The organism is Acinetobacter sp. 197 (genome assembly GCF_048148385.1).
GTDB lineage: Bacteria > Pseudomonadota > Gammaproteobacteria > Pseudomonadales > Moraxellaceae > Acinetobacter > Acinetobacter pecorum.
In genome coordinates this window covers 215789-232632 of the sequence record NZ_JAYWZK010000001.1, presented here as the reverse complement: position 1 = coordinate 232632, position 16844 = coordinate 215789, and the positions used below count along the sequence as shown (strand labels likewise).

Genomic DNA, 16844 nt, shown 5'->3' with positions numbered 1-16844 from the left:
TTTAGTTATGCAATCTCCCTCTCCACCTTCACAGCATTCGTCTGTTGAGGGTCAAACTCCGTCGTTAAAACGTGCCATGGGCACACGCCATCTGATCATGCTTTCTCTGGGTGGTGCGATTGGTACTGGGCTATTTATGGGCTCAGGTGAAGTGATTTCCCAAGCTGGTCCGCTCGGTGCCGTACTGGCCTATATTATTGGTGGCCTGATCGCTTATATGGTCATGCTCTGCCTGGGTGAACTGGCAGTACATTTGCCAGTATCCGGCTCCTTTGGTGCATTCGCCACAAATTATATCGGTCCGGGTACCGGCTATATGGTGTCCTGGATGTACTGGTTGGGTTGGTCCGCGACCTTGGGTACAGAATTTACGGCCGCTGCCATTCTGATGCAGGAGTGGTTCCCGCAAACTTCCATCTGGTTATGGACATTAATCTTTGCTGGCGGGGTCCTGTTGTCCAACCTGAGTTCAACCCGCACCTTTGCCGAGTCTGAATTCTGGTTATCAATGATTAAAGTCGCTACTGTATTGATTTTCATCATTCTGGGTTTTGCGTGTATTTTTGGATTTATTCCTTTCCAAGGTTATGAATCTGCTCCCCTGTTTAGCAATCTGACCGAGCATGGCTGGTTGCCGAATGGCTTGATTCCCCTATTTACCACCCTTCTGATCGTAAATTTTGCCTTTAACGGTACCGAGATGATCGGAATCGCTGCAGGTGAAACTGAAAATCCCGAGAAAAATGTACCTAAGGCGATTCATGCTGCGGTATGGCGTCTGATTATTTTCTTTGTCGGCACCATTATCGTTATCAGTTCACTACTATCTTATACTGATGCAGGTCTGCAAGTCGGTGGTCATGGTGGCCTGAGTAGCAGTCCATTTGTCTCGGTATTTACCCAGATGGGTATTCCCTATGCAGAAGACTTCATCCGTTTTGTAATTATCACTGCCCTGCTTTCTACTGCAAACTCCGGCCTATATGCCGCTTCACGTATGATGTGGGCACTTTCTTCAAAAAATCATTTGCCCCGAATATTTGCCAAAGTCAGTAAATCAGGTGTGCCTTATATTGCAGTTTGGGTGACCATGATTGGGGGTTTACCGGGCTTACTGTCTGAACAGTTCGGTGCTGATGTGATCTTTAAAAACCTGATGGGTGTTGCCGCATTCACTATGGTCATAGTCTGGATGAGTATTTGCTGGAGCCAGTTTAATTTCCGGCGCCAGTGGCTCAAATCTGGTCATGCGCTGTCTGATCTTAAATTCCGTACCCCATGGTTTCCACTTGTACCAATTTTAGGTTTTGTATGCTGTACCGCAACGGGATTAAGTATGGCGGCTGATCCTGAAATGCTGTCCGGCTTTATTGGCTGCCTACTGTTTATGGCGGCATGTTATGCAAGTTATTACTGGCTCTATCATAATAAAGCTTAATTTTTAGACTTCGGTATAGCGTTTTTTCTCTCTTTAATAAACCCAATTTCGATTGGGTTTATTTTTTATAATCTGCAAATCTGTTCAGAAAATAATATCTTAATAAAATAAAGTTTTTGTTTTGCCTAATGTTTAAACTGTTAAATGAATTTTAGCAAAAACCCTTTTGACAAAACCCGGCTTAATCCTTAATATACGCATCACCTCGCAACGTCCCTATCGTCTAGAGGCCTAGGACATCGCCCTTTCACGGCGGTAACCGGGGTTCGAATCCCCGTAGGGACGCCATCTATTGATCTCATACGATCAGACCTTATTCGAAATTACTATTATTCGATTGCAGATTTGTAGTTTTTCACTACAATAGCTCGCTTCATTCCTTTGAAGTATTTCTTATTTCCTATGCACTCATCTCCGAATGATGCTACGCATCAGGGCAATTCTGCGCCTTTAAAACGCGCTATGAGTACACGACATCTGGTCATGATTTCGCTGGGTGGCGCAATCGGAACAGGCCTATTTTTAGGGTCGGGTGAAGTCATTGCACAAACGGGGCCTGTAGGTGCCATTCTCGCTTATCTCCTGGGCGGTATTATCGCGTACATGGTGATGCTATGTTTGGGCGAACTTGCCGTCCACATGCCAGAATCTGGTTCATTTGGCGCTTATGCCAAACGTTATATCGGACCAGGTACAGGCTATACCATCACCTGGTTATACTGGCTGACGTGGTCGGTCACTCTCGGAACTGAATTTACTGCAGCTGCCTTGCTGATGCAGGAATGGTTCCCGGATATTTCCATGTGGTTATGGACCATTATCTTTGGTGTATTCGTATTTAGTCTAAATATGATTTCAACCCGCTGGTTTGCCGAATCCGAATTCTGGCTGGCACTGGTCAAAGTGGTCACGGTTGTTGCTTTTATTCTTTTAGGCCTATTGGCCATATTTGGTGTTTTGGGCTATCAGGGATATGAAGCCGCTCCTTTATTTACCAATCTGACTGCACAGGGCTGGTTCCCTGAAGGTCTGTTCCCGATTTTTGCGACGATGCTGATTGTGAACTTCGCCTTCTCTGGCACCGAGTTGATTGGTGTGGCTGCGGGTGAGACTGAAAACCCTGCCAAAAATGTTCCTAAAGCGATTAATACTGCGATTTTCCGCTTATTAATTTTCTTTGTAGGTACGATTATTGTGGTAACAGCTTTACTTCCGCATCAGGAAGCGGGCTTAGCTGCGGAAGGCGTAAGTAGCAGTCCATTCGTAACAGTATTTCAGCATATTGGTATTCCTTATGCTGAAGATATCATCCGTTTTGTGATTATCACTGCATTGCTGTCTGCTGCCAACTCGGGCCTGTTTGCTGCTTCACGTATGATGTGGTCATTGTCATATAGCAAACAGTTGCCTGCAATATTCTCAAGACTCAATGCTCGCGGTGTACCGTATATTGCAGTCATGGTAACTATGCTGGGTGCATTGCCAGGTTTATTGTCTGAACAGTTTGCGCCAGAGACTATCTTTACCAACTTGCTGGGCGTCGCGGCGTTTACCATGGTGGTGGTCTGGATGAGTATCTGCTTAAGCCAGTTCAACTTCCGTCGTCAGTGGTATAAACAAGGTCATACTGCCAAAGAGCTGGGCTTCGCTGCACCATTGTTCCCAATTGTGCCAATCCTGGGCTTTGTGTTCTGTTTTATTACCTGTATTAGCATGGTTTTTGATCCATCAATGCGGATCAGCTTTATAGGCTGTCTGGTATTTATTGCATTATGTTATGCAAGTTACTACAAGTTCTATCACAATAAAGCTTAAATCTTAAAGCACATAAAAGAGCAGCTCCGGCTGCTCTTTTTGTCAATATATCTTTAATTCAAATCTACAAATTTACTGCTTTGTTTTCACCTTTTTCCATAAATATGGATATGGCTGTTAATGCTTGTTTTATCAAAAAAATTTAAAACATTATTGCCACAAAAAACGCCGTTTCATGTGAGGCAGATTTTTTATACTGTAAGTCAGTCAATCGGTCTCAGTGAGGCGTCGATGAAAATTGTTTTTATTCATGGCATGAACAAGCAACAGTATACGGCGACTTCATTACGTCAACACTGGCTGCACCTTCTTAAAAAAGGCCTACGCAAAAACCCGCAACAGCAAGCTCGTTTTACTTATTTAAAACGGCATATCCGCATCCCTTTTTATGGAGATCTACTCTCTCAGCATCATTTGCGCAATCTGCTTACTGGGAATACATTAACACCCCAACAGTGGCCGCATTTTCCCTTCCTGCATCCAGTTCAGCGGCAACCCCCGCCAACTGTAGATCAGCGTAGCGATCAAATTTGTGACGTCCCACAATTGAACCTTGATGATGCACTCAAGTTCAACCAGAAACTGAGGTTCATCACAGCATTAAGCAAGGATATTGCTTTACGCGATTTTGTGATACTCCTTAATTATTTTCCCCGCTTGCATGCCAGTTTGTTGCAAAAATTTTTACAGGAAACTTATCTTTACTTGGCCAATCCAGAGTTTATGCAGGAAGTTCACCTTCGCATTCGTCATCAACTTTATAGCAGCAAACCACAGATTGTGGTAGCACATTCGCTTGGCACCGTGATTGCCTATAATTATTTGATTGAGCACCCGGAACTGAATATCAAACGTTTTATTACCCTCGGATCACCGCTGGCATTTCGGGTCATCCAAGCTCATCTCCAGCAATCGATCATACGACCTGCTGCCATTTCAGGCGATTGGATAAATTTTTATTCACCTGATGATTTTCTTACTGCATTCCCGCTCACAAAAAATCCTTTTAACTTTCAACCGGCCATTATCAATCAGGAAATTCGTACTCTTGTGGAACGCCCCCATGACGTTGAAGGTTATTTACAGCATCCGAAAGTATTAACTGCCATGCTGGAATTGCTTAAAAATCCAGCTTAATTCGGGTAATTTTCCTCTATTTCAACAAGATTGTTTTAAATTTACGCACTCAATCCGTAAAATCATTTTTTTTATGGAAATGCGTTTGACACCCCCCTGTTTTCACCCTATTATACGCCCACCTCTGAAACGTCCCTATCGTCTAGAGGCCTAGGACATCGCCCTTTCACGGCGGTAACCGGGGTTCGAATCCCCGTAGGGACGCCAATTTTCAGAAGTACATTTTATTAAGTCCCTATCGTCTAGAGGCCTAGGACATCGCCCTTTCACGGCGGTAACCGGGGTTCGAATCCCCGTAGGGACGCCATTACTTCAAGCTAAAAGTAGCGGTTTTAAAATTTATCTTCTGTACTGTCCCTATCGTCTAGAGGCCTAGGACATCGCCCTTTCACGGCGGTAACCGGGGTTCGAATCCCCGTAGGGACGCCATATTCGAGATGATTATCTTATAAATGATCTTCTCACAAAAAAGCTCAGGCATTGCGACCTGGGCTTTTTTTTACCCACTTAGAAACCTCAATTCTATTTTTACCGCTCGTTCAAATTCTGCGGTTACTTTCCTGAATGCCAACCCATTCTTAATTTTATAATTTTTATTTTTTTACATTTCTATGCACAGAAATATCCGTTCATTTTCATTTAAAGCAATACACCAATAAATTAGAACAAAAATTCAACACCCTGCTTTTAGAGGGCACGTTAAGGTAAATCAAGAGAAATCTGCAAGGATCAGATTATGTTCGTCAGCACAGAGCTAAGTTTACCTTTATCGCCAAATAAAAATCATAATTATCAAATTAAAAGCTTTAAGGATTGGGTCGACTTTTTTCAAGATACTGAAATTTCGACATATACCAAAACCGAAAAAGCCAAATCTTATTTGAGCGATCTGATTAAAAATTTAAATATTGATACTCTCGGATGGTTAGATCAGCCTGCACAGGTTGAACAGCATCTTTTAGAACAACATCATCAGGTTTGTGCGACTTTCCAGGCCTATGTCAATCGCCGGAAACAGCACCAAGCCCGGGAATATTTTCCGACGGTTTCCCATGCTTTCGAATTCCTGGCAAAAGTTGCACCAGTCAAACTGGTCGATGGTGCCTGGTTATATTCGACCGTACCGAATTGCAATCAGCCCGAGCTGAAAGATTTGATTTACATCTATCTAGAAGAACTCGGTTTAGGGCATCCGCGTGCCAATCATGTCACCATGTATCAGGACGTGTTAAGTCATTATGAGCTGAACAGTTATGCCGAGCATCTGGATGACAGTTACTATGAACAGGCTGCCGTACAGTTGGCACTGGCTTATGCCCCGGCCAAATATTTACCTCTGGTCATTGGCTTTAATCTCGGTTATGAACAGTTACCGCTGCATCTGTTAATCACCAATTATGAACTGGCTGAACTGGGTATTGATCCGCATTATTTCAATGTGCACATTACTATTGATAATGCTCACAATGGTCATGCGCAGAAATCCCTGCAAGCATTTATCCAGCATTTTAATCATGCTGAAGATCCACACGCTTATCTGGATCTGATTAAAAAAGGCTATGTTCTAAATGACCTTGGTAAAAGTTCTTCCCAAATCATCCGGGAACTGGACATTGAGCAGATGGCTTTAAAAATTTTTCAGAATAAAGCGCTGATTGGTCAATATATTCATAATCAGAAATGCCAGTTTAGTGGCAAGACCATCAATGACTGGTTATCCGATCCTGCCCAGATTGCCGAGTTTTTGCAGGTGATGATTGAAAAAGGCTGGATCGTGAAAGATGCGCCAGTAGAACAAAGTCGCTTCTGGAAAATGATCGATCATCCGGAAGGTAAAATGTTTGGGGTCTTTAATGCGACCGAAAAACAGATTATTAAAGACTGGATTCAGGGTGCAGGCTTGGCAACTCGCCTGTCCTCACGTAGTGCAGCCCCATCACAAGCAAAAATTGAACCTGCAATGAGCCGTATGGACCAGCAGCGCTTAAATCAGTTAAAAAGCCGCTTCATGCGCTGTGAGGGTGCTGAACAGAAAATTGATTTACTGATTCCTTATACTGCACCGCATATGCATCATACCGAAATAGGCTTATGGGCGACTCGTCAGTTAAGTCAGTTATTATTTCCTTTTCAGACCCAGGCGATGCATTACTCCTAAAGCCCCCCTAAGTGCCAGAAATTAAAAAAACCGGACATTTGCAGTGTCCGGTTTTTTAATAAAGATTAAGCCGATTTTCGCGAGTTTAATTGTCCCTTGATCACCGCTTTGACATTGCCTTTCAGATACTGCAAAAAGACTTTTAGTGGTGAGAGTTTCGGATTAGGCTGCTTGCCTTTGGCAATTTCCTTAAACTGCGCGGCATACCAGATGATTTCCATAATCGCCATCTTGTCGACCATTGGAATACCGGTTTTAATTTTCTCAACTGCATAACGTACATCCTGCCCTGCAACCAGACGATTGCCCAAGTCAGGTTCTACCGCAAAGGGACGTGCAATCCCGACAAAATCACAAGCACCACTGTCGAGCGCGGCATTCATGCCTTCAACTGTTCGGAATCCACCAGTGACCATGATATGGCACTTTACTTCCTGACGAATTTTTTCGGCAAAATCGAGGAAATAGGCTTCACGGGCAATGGTCGAGGCCTTGCGCTTGTCTGCTTTCACGCCGGCCATCGCAGGTGCTTCATAGCTACCACCTGACACTTCAATGATGTCGATGCCTGCAGCGTCCATCGCCTTAAAGACATAAATGACATCTTCTTCGCTAATACCACCGCGCTGGAAATCAGCTGAATTCAGCTTGACTGAAATAATAAAATTTTCCGAAGTCGCAGTACGAACAGCCTGATAGGTTTGCAGCAAGAAACGGGTACGATTCTCAATACTACCACCCCATTGATCCTGACGCTTATTGGTCAGCGGTGACAGAAACTGGCTAATCAGATAACCATGTGCCCCATGCAACTGCACCCCCTCAAATCCTGCTTTTTCACAGATGGCAGCCGAAGTGGCAAAGCGCTGGATAATATCCAGGATTTCATCTTCACGCAGTTCCCGTGGGGTTCCAAAGCTCATTGCCAATGCCGGACTAAAGGGTACTGCGGACGGTGCAACTGTTTCTTTATTCAGACCTTTAGGACACTGGCGGCCCGGATGTGACAACTGGACCAATTGTACCATGCCATGCTGTTTGCCTACGTCAGCCCAGACTTTGAGCTGTGCCAGATCACGTTCTGTTTCTACCACTACGACGCCCGGTTCATTCTTGGCACGATAATCCACCATGACATTACCCGTAATAGCACAACCCAAGCCACCTTCGGCCCATGCTTCATACAACTTGAAATGTGCCTGATTGGGTTGGCCGGCATCATTGGCCAGTGCTTCACTCATGGCACCTTTAATGATGCGGTTTTTAAAAGTGATATTGCGAATTTGAATGGAATCGGCCAATTGAGTCATGATCTGTCCTGATACGTTACTTTTATTTTGTACTCGTTTATAACGTAAGCCAGAACAATTGACAATCAGTCTTGTCAAATTTACACAATTTTTATCTGCTTATTTTTTCATAGTTAAAGATTTTTGTGATTTAGTTTCTTGGATCAAAAGCATCCCGTACTGCTTCTCCCATATAGATCAGCAAACTCAGTACAATCGCCAAACTAAAGAATCCCGACAATGCCAGCCACGGCGCATTTAAGTTGTTTTTGGCCTGAAGCAAGAGTTCCCCTAGGGATGCCGAATCGGGTGGCAAACCATACCCTAAAAAATCCAGCGCTGTCAGTGCAGTAATATTGGCGGTTAGCATAAAAGGTAACTGTGACAGGCTAGAACCTATCACATTGGGGAGAATATGTTTGAACATGATCCGTCCATCCCCGGCCCCGATACTTTTTGCTGCCCAGACATATTCCAGATTTCTGGCGCGCAAAAACTCAGCGCGCACCATACTCACCAGTGTGGTCCAGCCAAATAACAGCATGATCAGAAATAGCCAGTAAATACTCGGGGTAAACAGACTGACCAGTACCATCACCATAAACAGCATCGGCAAACCGCTCCAGACTTCGAGTATGCGTTGCCCGATCAGGTCAATCCATCCACCATAATAACCCTGAATTGCCCCTGCTAAAATTCCCAACGCTGCAGACAATAAAGTCAGAGCAAAACCAAACAGTAATGAAATCCTTAAGCCATATAGAATCCGTGCCAGAACGTCACGGCCCTGGTCATCTGTTCCCAGCCAGTTTTGCGCACTCGGGGGCGAAGGCACTGGTTTAGCCAGTTCAAAATTTGGCGTTTGATAGGAAAACGGAATGATGGGCCAGATCGCCCAGCCTTTTTCTGCAATCAGTTGCTGCACAGCCGGATCTTTATATTCTGCTTCTGTCTCAAATACTCCACCAAACGTGGTTTCCGGATAGGATTTCAGGATGGGCAGATAAAAAGCATGATCATATTTCACCAGTAAGGGCTTATCGTTAGCAATCAGTTCTGCACCCAAGGAAATGATGAAAATAGCACTGAAAATAATAAAGCAGCTAAAGCCCAGCTTATGCTGCTTAAAACGTTGCCAGCGTGCTTGCATCAAGGAAGACATTATGGTGATCCTCGACGTGAACTGAAATGAATCCTTGGATCAATCAGTTGATACAGCAAATCGCTGAGTAAACGCAGCAGCAGGCCGAGCAAGGTAAAGATAAACAAAGTACCAAAAATCACCGGATAGTCACGCTGGATAATCGCCTCAAAACCTAAAACGCCTAACCCATCCAGATTAAAGATAATCTCGATGAACAGGTTGCCCAAGAAAAACACCCCGATCAGAACTTCGGGCAAACCTGCGATAAGCACTAAAATGGCATTCCGGAATACATGCCGATACAGTACTGCATGTTCAGTTAAACCTTTGGCCCGCGCAGCCAGGACATATTGTTTGCTCAGCTCTTCCACAAAAGAAAATTTCACCAGATAAGTTAAACTGGCAAATCCACCAAGCACCATGGCCAACAGCGGCAAGGCCATATGCCAGAAATAATCCTGAATTTTCGCAAAGAATGAGAGTTCTGCAAAATTTTCAGAGCGAATGCCCTGCAAGGGAAACCAGTGCAGATAAGACCCGCCAGCAAAAAATACGATGAGTAAAATGGCAAAAATAAAGGCTGGAATGGCATAGCCCACGGCCAACACTAGAGAGGTAGTCTGATCAAACAGACTACCATGTTTTCGGGCTTTTCTGATACCTAAAGGAATGGAGACCAGATAAATCAGCAAAGTACTCCACAGGCCTAAAGAAAGCGATACTGGCAATTTTTCCCAGATGAGCTCAGTCACAGGTTTGTCTTTGAAAAAACTCTGCCCCAGATCAAACTGCGCATAACGCGTTACCATTTCCCAAAAGCGGATATGCAGCGGTTGGTCAAAGCCGTACTGGATATTGATCTGCTCAAGCATCTCCGGTGTGAGGCCTTGCTTTCCCTGATACTGCAATCCGGTATGCGCCAAACCATTAATCTGTTGCGCCTGATAAATCGCCTGCTCCACCGGACCACCGGGTGCCAGCTGGATCACCATGAAATTGATCAGCAAAATGATCAGCAAGGTTGGAATCATCAGCAACAGACGTTTGAGAATATAAGTGCTCATGGCACTCCCTGATAGGCTTGGAGCTTAATGCTGTTTGAAATAATCAGCCACATGTCTGGCCTTTGCCGCATCGACCCACCAGTAATCAATCCCGGTAGAGAGTTTAGGTTTTCGTTGCGGCTGCTGATACATATTCCAGTAAGCATACCAGTATTCGCCCGTACCATAAGTCAGAATATGATAATAGCCTGCACGCAGTAAACGGTCTAATGCTCGGGTACTATTCACCAGCTGTTCACGGTTTTGAGCCTGAGTTACCTGCTGAATGACTCCATCAATGGCCGGATTTCGAATGCCAGCATAATTATAATTACCTGGCTGCGTGGCGGCCTGACTGCCCCAGAACTGTTTCTGCTCCTGCCCCGGTGTCAGGGATTGCGGCATGGTATCGACAATCATATCAAACTGATAATTCCGCAGCCGTTCATAATATTGCACGGTTTCTACCATACGAATACTGGCCTGAATACCCAAGCGTTTTAAATGACGTAGATATGGCATCAGATCACGCTGCTGTTCCGCCTGATGCAACAGGAATTCAATCTGTACCGGTTGATCCGCAGCATTGATCAGCTTTCCCTGTTGATAACGATAGCCTGCCTTTAATAGCAATTGACGGGCTTTTAACACATTGTTCCGGTTAAAACCGGAGGCATCTGACTGAGGATATTTCCAGTCCTGCAGTACAGCCTGACGTTGAACCGGATCAAGCTGCTTTAAATGGGGTTTTAAAATGTGCAGTTCTTGAACACTTGGCCGTCCATGAGATGCAAGCTCGCTATTGGAAAAAAAGCTGTTCAGGCGCTGATATTCACCATAGAACATGGCTTTATTCAGCCATTCAAAGTCATAGGCAAAACTCAAGGCTTGGCGGAAATGGATATCGGCAAAAGGCTGGCGGCGGGTATTGAATATCAGACTCTGGGTCGGAATCGGGTTGTGATGCTGAAAGCGGTAACGCTGCACCTGTCCTTGCCGAACGGCGGGAAACTGGTAGTCTTTCACCCAGCGGTTGACCTGTCTTTCCTCATGCAAAGTAAATTGGCCCGACTTGAAAGCTTCGAACTTGATTTCAGGACTACGATAATAACGATACTTGATCCGGTCAAAATTATAACGTCCGCGGTTGACCATCAAGTCTTTGCCCCAGTATCGGGGATTGCGTTTGTAGCTAATACTACGTCCAGCATCTATGTGTTCAATGACATAAGGCCCTGAACCCAGTATCGGTTTCAACGTCAATTCTTTAAAATTACGTTTTTGCCATTCCTGTTTAGAATAAATGGGCATCTGCGCGACAATCATCGCCATTTCCGGATTATGTCCGGATTTAAAATGCATTTTGACCTGTAAAGGTGACAGGACTTCCAGCCGGTTTAAATCAGCCAGATACATCTGCAGGCCAAAATTGGACTGGGTCTGAAACAACTCAAAACTGTATTTGACATCTTGTGCAGTTACCGGCTGGCCATTGCTAAACCGTGCTTTCGGATTTAAATGAAAAATAATAAAGGCGGTTTTCTTGGGGTCAAAACTGACTTTTTCTGCCAGCAAGGGATAGTACACACCGGGCTCATCCAGTGACTTGGACAGCAAACTGTCAAAAATATAGTTGATCCCTTCAGTGACATTGCCCTTGCCATTCATGCTGTTCAAATTATCGAAACTGCCATCAGCTGCCAGAATCAGCGTACCGCCTTTGGGCGCTTGCGGATTGGCATAAGGCAGGGATTTGGCCTGGGCATATTTCGGCTGGTTATATAACGCGATATATGGGGTGGTAATAAAGGCTGCCCAACTGCTACTCACGAGCAGCGGGGCTAGCCAGATCAACCTGAAAGTTTTAAATAAATGAGCGAATCTCATGATCCATTCATTAATTCGGCACTTTAATCACATCACCAATACGCAATTGTGTATTCGGTTTGAGATCATTCATTTCCGCCAGTTCATTGCTGTTCAGACCATAACGTGAAGCCAGACCGATTAAGGTATCACCGCGTTTGACTTTATAATCCGTTACCAGTTTTGGAATCTGGATCGTTTGACTGACACGCAATCCTGCGCGTGGACTCAGATTATTTAACTGAGCCAGGTCGGTCACGCTTATGCCTAAACGGCTGGCAATTGCATTCAGGGATTCACCGGATTTTACCGTATAGGATTCAGTTGCCTTCGAAGCTACAGGCTTAGCTGCCACTTTCACGTCTTCAACTTTTTTATCTGCCGGAAAGTCACCCTCAATTTTTAAACGCTGACCAATACGTACTGTACTATTGGTATTCAGGCCGTTTAAATCTGCCAGATATTGCAGTTGTAAATGATACTGACGCGCAATAGAGCTTAAGGTTTCACCTGATTTCACCACATGCGAATCCGATTTTGTATTCTTGGCCGCAGTTTCCGCGACCACTTCACGTACCGGTTCTACGACTTCACCACTGAGTTTCAGACGCTGTCCTACACGCAAGCCGGCATTACGTGACATGCCATTCAGGCTCGCCACCTGGTCCATTGACAGATTGTATTTTGCGGCAATGCCAGTCAACGTATCACCCGATTGAACCGTATAGGTTTCAGGGATTTGACTGCCGGCTGGAATCTTGATGGTCTGACCTATACGTAAACCACTATTGGCAGACAATCCATTCAGTGCAGCCAGTTCAGAGACACTCAGCTTGCTTTGACTGGCAATGCTATACAGGGTTTCACCGCGTTTGACCTGATAGTTTTCAGTCGCAGTCTGATCGACTTTGACATTTTCAAACTTCTGTTCAGTTTTCTGGCTAGATGCCGTTAGCCCTTCAACTTCCTGAAGTGGGACATGGATTTTCTGACCCACCATCAGACTGCTACCGGCAGTCAGACCTGAAGTCAAAGATGCCAGTTCAGTATTTGAAAGCCCGTAACGATCGGCAATCAGTTTCAGATACTCACCGCGTTTCACTGTATAGGATTTGGTCTGAACCTTGGCAGTTTCAGCTTTTTTAATCTCTTCAGCTTTGGCTTTGGATTGCCCTGTATCTTTCAATGACAGCTTTTGCCCAACAAACAGACCGCTATTGGTACTCAAGCCATTGAAATCAGCCAGTTGTTTCACACTGAAACCAAACTGATTCGCTACACTGGTCAGGGAATCATTGGCCTGAACCACATAGTTTTCCGGTTTTTCTTTGGTTGCATTTGCTTCCTGTACAGGTTTGGCATCATACAGATAAATGGTGGTGCCCACATATAGCGGAGAATTTGGATCAATCTGGTTCCATTTCGCCACATCACGCCAGTTCACCCCATTTTTAGCTGCAATCAGAGCCAGATTATCGCCTGCTACGACCTTATAGGTACTGCGTTTGCCTTTTGGAGCGACCACTACCACTTCAGAATCCGTCTTGACGAAATTTTTGCCCTGATTTAGCTTGGCTTCAACAGAGTTTGCGGTGGTATTTTCAGCAACCTCTTTTGGATAAGAGAAGCCTTTGGTCAGTTCCTTGCCTTGTTGCTCGGCCACAGACAGGCTGGTTTGAATGGCAGTCAGCTTGATTTTGCCGTCATAAGGATCAACAATTTCTGTACCTGCCGGTGCCAACGCTTTTAGCTCCTCAACCACCTGAGCCTGTTCTGCCGGTGTTGCGACAGGCTGCAGAATTTCATCCACAGTCTTGTTCATATCCTGTGCGGCTACGACCTGTTGAATTTGCTGACGTTCAGCTGCTGAAATCGGTGGTTCAACCTGAATCTGTTTCACTGGTGCGGAAGGTGTCACTGCCACCGGAATACGTGGTGCACTTGGAATAGGCAAATCACTTTGTGCCGCAAAACTCGCCAGGGCAGATGGGCCTTGAGGTGTCGAAACCTTTTTCGTGGTCTGGGTCACAGTATGTGCTGTGGTCGTCGTACTTACAGCAGCTGTTACCACGGGTGCAGTCGTGACATTTCTTGCCGGAGTTGTCGTTTTGGCAACGGTCGTTGCTGGCTGATTACTAGCAACTGCTGGCGGAGTCTGTTTAGAAGGTGTAATCGTTTTCGTATTTAATTCTGGCGGTGCAGCTCTGCTGGGCACCACTGTCGTCGTATTTCTAGGCAGGCTGCTCGTGTTACTCGCCCATAAACCGCCTGAGCCGGATAGTTTTTTCAGCTTCTCATCCACTGAAGGACTTAGGTCAGCAGGAATCAGAATACGACGTGGACTTGAAGGATCAATATGATCACCACGATGACCCGGGTTTAATTGATACAGTTCTGCACGGCTTAGACCAGTGATGGCTGCAATTTCATTTAAACTGGCCACACCGACCGGAACTTCACGGAAATGTGGACGGTTGGCAATCGGTGGCAAGCTCACCCCATAGCTGCCTGGATTTTTAATAATCTGTGCAACTGCCAGGAAACGTGGCACATAGCTCATGGTTTCTTGTGGCAATTTCAATGACCAATAATCGGTAGGCAGACCTGCAGCTTTGTTGCGGTTAATCGCCTGCTGGATACGGCCTGGGCCGGCATTATAAGAAGCAAGTGCCAATTCCCAAGAACCAAACTGATTATACAGACTGCCTAAAAACTCATAGGCTGCACGGGTCGATTCCACGACATCACGACGACCATCGTATAAAGGGGTCTGCTTTAAACCATAAATACGGCCGGTACTTGGAATAAACTGCCATAAACCTGCCGCTGCCGCACTACTGGTCGCTGCCGGGTCATAGGAACTTTCAATAATCGGTAACAGCGCCAACTCGGTCGGCATGCCACGGCGTTCTGCTTCTTTTACCGTATAATACAAATAGCGTGATGCACGGGCACTTAAGCGGTCCAGATAAGGCTGACGCGAAATAAACCAGCCGCGCTGTGCATCAATCCGTGGATTCCAGACACTTAAATTCATCTTGAAACCTACAGTCATGCGCTTCCAGACATCACCATGTTTCAGAATCTGTAAACGGTCACCCTCAACTGCACGCATATCTGTTGCAGAAAGTAAATCTTCCAGTCCATCCAGACTGCTGCCATCCAGATATTGAGATCCAACCTGCTTGCTTTTTGCTGTTTGGTTCGCATTATGTGTAGACGAACAGCCCGTCAGTCCCAGAGACGCAAGTGCAGCTCCCAGTACAGAAAATTTCAAGAAAGTCGGTAATGTCGGCTGCCACAAGTTTGTGGTTGGTTTATACATAAAGAAATCCAAACAACTCGTATATAAATTTATTTTTTAGATATGCCATTGTAGTGAAGCATGTCGAAGACACAAGGCAATAATTTACCGCGATTTCACGTTAAATGTTACAAGAAATTAAAAAATCCGGAACATATAGATTGATCGACTGCATTTGCGCTATACAATAACCCTTCCAGTTTGTTCCATTTTGATCGGATTTAATTTATGTCACACACTATCACACTTTATGTCGATGGCGCCTGCCGCGGCAACCCGGGTTTAGGTGGTTGGGGGGCATATATTGTGAATGAACAGCAAGAATACAAAATATATGGTGGTGAAGACCATACCACCAACAACCGCATGGAACTGACGGCTGCCATTGAGGGCATTCTGTTTTGTGACAAGCAAGACAAACTGGTGATCTATACCGACTCCAACTATGTCAAACAAGGTATTACCGAATGGATTCATGGCTGGAAGAGGAAAAACTGGAAAGACGTCAAAAATCCTGACCTGTGGCAAAAACTGGATGCAGTATGTCAGGGACGAGAAATTGAATGGCACTGGGTTAAAGGCCATGCTGGCCATCCAGGTAATGAAATGGCCGATCAGTTAGCCAATCTGGGTGCCGATGAAACCCTGAAAAAATCCAAGCAAAGCCCTTCAATTTCTGAAGATAAAAAAAAATCTGAACCAGACTGGCTGCTAGATGATCCTTTTGGTCTGGATCTGGCCGAGAGTGAAGAAGAACTGGAAGAGCTGTCCGAAGACATCATCGAAGTGACTGTTGAAGAAATTGTACAGACTGAAGTTTTAGCAGCGGACATCCATGAAGATACTTCATCTTCAGACGCATCTGCCGCGGCTCAATTACACCCGCAAATTGTCATTACACCAGCCAAGTTACAGCTGCATGGCCCACGTCAATTGATTCTGGATACTGAAACCACCGGTTTTTATTATCAGGATGGTGACCGGATCATTGAAGTGGGTGCCCTTGAGATGATTAACCGGAAGCTTACCGGCAGCTCGATTCATATTTATATCAATCCGAAAAAACCGGTCGGTGATTCCGTCAATGTCCACGGTATTACCGACGAATTCCTGCAAGACAAACCGCTGTTTGAAGAAATTTCCCAGGTGCTGTTTGACTATTTGCACGGTGCGGAAATCATTGCGCATAACGCGGCCTTCGATATGAACTTCCTGGATATGGAATTCAAACGCGCAGGTTTTAAAGCACTCTCCGAGGTCTGTGAAGTCACCGACACTCTGGCACTGGCCAAGTCCAAGCATCCTGGACAGAAAAATTCACTGGATGCACTCGTGCGCCGTTACGAGATTCCACAACGCGACCGTACCTTCCACGGTGCCTTGCTCGATGCGGAAATCCTGTCCGATGTTTATCTGGCCATGACCGGTGGACAGGTCTCTTTTGATATTGATGCCCTGTCTCAGTCGGAAGAGCAGAACAGTCGCTCCGGGATGGCTAGGGTTGAAATTGATTTACCCCTGATTCTTCCATCAGAACAGGAATTGCAGGAACATGAGAAATGGGTCAAACATTTCGAAGAAAAACATGGAACTGCTTGCCTTTTCGCGAAATAAAATCTACATTTCCGGGGATACTTTAGGTTTAAAACT

10 protein-coding genes and 4 tRNA genes are annotated in these 16844 nt (G+C 45.2%); 9 read left to right on the top strand and 5 right to left on the bottom strand.

The annotated features are described in order from the left end of the window. Positions 1–7: 7 nt before the first annotated feature. The 8 genes from VXQ11_RS01040 (at position 8) to VXQ11_RS01005 (ending at position 6548) form a co-directional block, all read left to right on the top strand. Positions 8–1438: an amino acid permease gene (locus tag VXQ11_RS01040; RefSeq protein WP_064095555.1), complete on the top strand. Its 1431-nt coding sequence runs from the start codon at positions 8–10 to the stop codon at positions 1436–1438. Between the two features lie 212 nt (positions 1439–1650). Further along, a tRNA-Glu gene (locus tag VXQ11_RS01035) sits at positions 1651–1726 on the top strand. Between the two features lie 114 nt (positions 1727–1840). Then, positions 1841–3253 carry an amino acid permease gene (locus tag VXQ11_RS01030; RefSeq protein WP_416705211.1) on the top strand — a complete coding sequence of 471 codons (1413 nt, stop codon included), beginning with the start codon at positions 1841–1843 and terminating at the stop codon, positions 3251–3253. A gap of 231 nt (positions 3254–3484) precedes the next feature. After that, entirely contained in the window at positions 3485–4390 is a 906-nt protein-coding gene (locus tag VXQ11_RS01025) for an alpha/beta hydrolase (protein ID WP_416705210.1), read from the top strand. 131 nt (positions 4391–4521) lie between these two features. Next, positions 4522–4597, top strand: a tRNA-Glu gene (locus tag VXQ11_RS01020). A 24-nt stretch (positions 4598–4621) separates the two neighbouring features. Continuing rightward, positions 4622–4697, top strand: a tRNA-Glu gene (locus tag VXQ11_RS01015). Positions 4698–4743: 46 nt separating this feature from the next. Beyond that, positions 4744–4819: transfer RNA gene (locus VXQ11_RS01010), tRNA-Glu, on the top strand. Between the two features lie 307 nt (positions 4820–5126). Then, on the top strand, positions 5127–6548 hold the full coding sequence (locus VXQ11_RS01005) for an iron-containing redox enzyme family protein (protein ID WP_416705209.1): 1422 nt from the start codon (positions 5127–5129) through the stop codon (positions 6546–6548). Positions 6549–6613: 65 nt separating this feature from the next. Here VXQ11_RS01005 and VXQ11_RS01000 read toward each other — a convergent pair whose 3' ends face one another. The 5 genes from VXQ11_RS01000 to VXQ11_RS00980 form a co-directional block, all read right to left on the bottom strand. Then, positions 6614–7858, bottom strand: coding sequence for an NADH:flavin oxidoreductase/NADH oxidase family protein (locus VXQ11_RS01000; protein WP_416705208.1), 1245 nt, complete (start codon positions 7856–7858; stop codon positions 6614–6616). 130 nt (positions 7859–7988) lie between these two features. Continuing rightward, the gene (locus tag VXQ11_RS00995; protein WP_416679918.1) at positions 7989–8999 is read right to left on the bottom strand and encodes an ABC transporter permease; all 1011 of its coding nucleotides are present in this window, start codon (positions 8997–8999) and stop codon (positions 7989–7991) included. Next, complete coding sequence (gene yejB, locus VXQ11_RS00990) at positions 8999–10045, bottom strand: microcin C ABC transporter permease YejB (protein ID WP_416705207.1); 1047 nt, start codon at positions 10043–10045, stop codon at positions 8999–9001. The genes VXQ11_RS00995 and yejB overlap by 1 nt, the downstream gene beginning before the upstream one ends. A gap of 24 nt (positions 10046–10069) precedes the next feature. After that, positions 10070–11911: an extracellular solute-binding protein gene (locus VXQ11_RS00985; RefSeq protein ID WP_416705206.1), complete on the bottom strand. Its 1842-nt coding sequence runs from the start codon at positions 11909–11911 to the stop codon at positions 10070–10072. Between the two features lie 10 nt (positions 11912–11921). Then, positions 11922–15215, bottom strand: coding sequence for a LysM peptidoglycan-binding domain-containing protein (locus VXQ11_RS00980; protein WP_416705205.1), 3294 nt, complete (start codon positions 15213–15215; stop codon positions 11922–11924). A 207-nt stretch (positions 15216–15422) separates the two neighbouring features. On the opposite strand from VXQ11_RS00980, the gene dnaQ reads away from it, so the two are divergent. Further along, positions 15423–16808, top strand: a complete 1386-nt coding sequence (gene dnaQ / locus VXQ11_RS00975; RefSeq protein WP_064095564.1) for a DNA polymerase III subunit epsilon — start codon at positions 15423–15425, stop codon at positions 16806–16808. The last annotated feature ends 36 nt before the right edge of the window (positions 16809–16844 follow it).

Bases quoted from the DNA above. Each gene is read 5' to 3' on its own strand.
- VXQ11_RS01040 (WP_064095555.1), top strand. From the start codon at position 8: ATGCAATCTCCCTCTCCACCTTCACAGCATTCGTCTGTTGAGGGTCAA.
- VXQ11_RS01030 (WP_416705211.1), top strand. From the start codon at position 1,841: ATGCACTCATCTCCGAATGATGCTACGCATCAGGGCAATTCTGCGCCT.
- VXQ11_RS01025 (WP_416705210.1), top strand. From the start codon at position 3,485: ATGAAAATTGTTTTTATTCATGGCATGAACAAGCAACAGTATACGGCG.
- VXQ11_RS01005 (WP_416705209.1), top strand. From the start codon at position 5,127: ATGTTCGTCAGCACAGAGCTAAGTTTACCTTTATCGCCAAATAAAAAT.
- VXQ11_RS01000 (WP_416705208.1), bottom strand. From the start codon at position 7,858: ATGACTCAATTGGCCGATTCCATTCAAATTCGCAATATCACTTTTAAA.
- VXQ11_RS00995 (WP_416679918.1), bottom strand. From the start codon at position 8,999: ATGTCTTCCTTGATGCAAGCACGCTGGCAACGTTTTAAGCAGCATAAG.
- yejB (WP_416705207.1), bottom strand. From the start codon at position 10,045: ATGAGCACTTATATTCTCAAACGTCTGTTGCTGATGATTCCAACCTTG.
- VXQ11_RS00985 (WP_416705206.1), bottom strand. From the start codon at position 11,911: ATGAGATTCGCTCATTTATTTAAAACTTTCAGGTTGATCTGGCTAGCC.
- VXQ11_RS00980 (WP_416705205.1), bottom strand. From the start codon at position 15,215: ATGTATAAACCAACCACAAACTTGTGGCAGCCGACATTACCGACTTTC.
- dnaQ (WP_064095564.1), top strand. From the start codon at position 15,423: ATGTCACACACTATCACACTTTATGTCGATGGCGCCTGCCGCGGCAAC.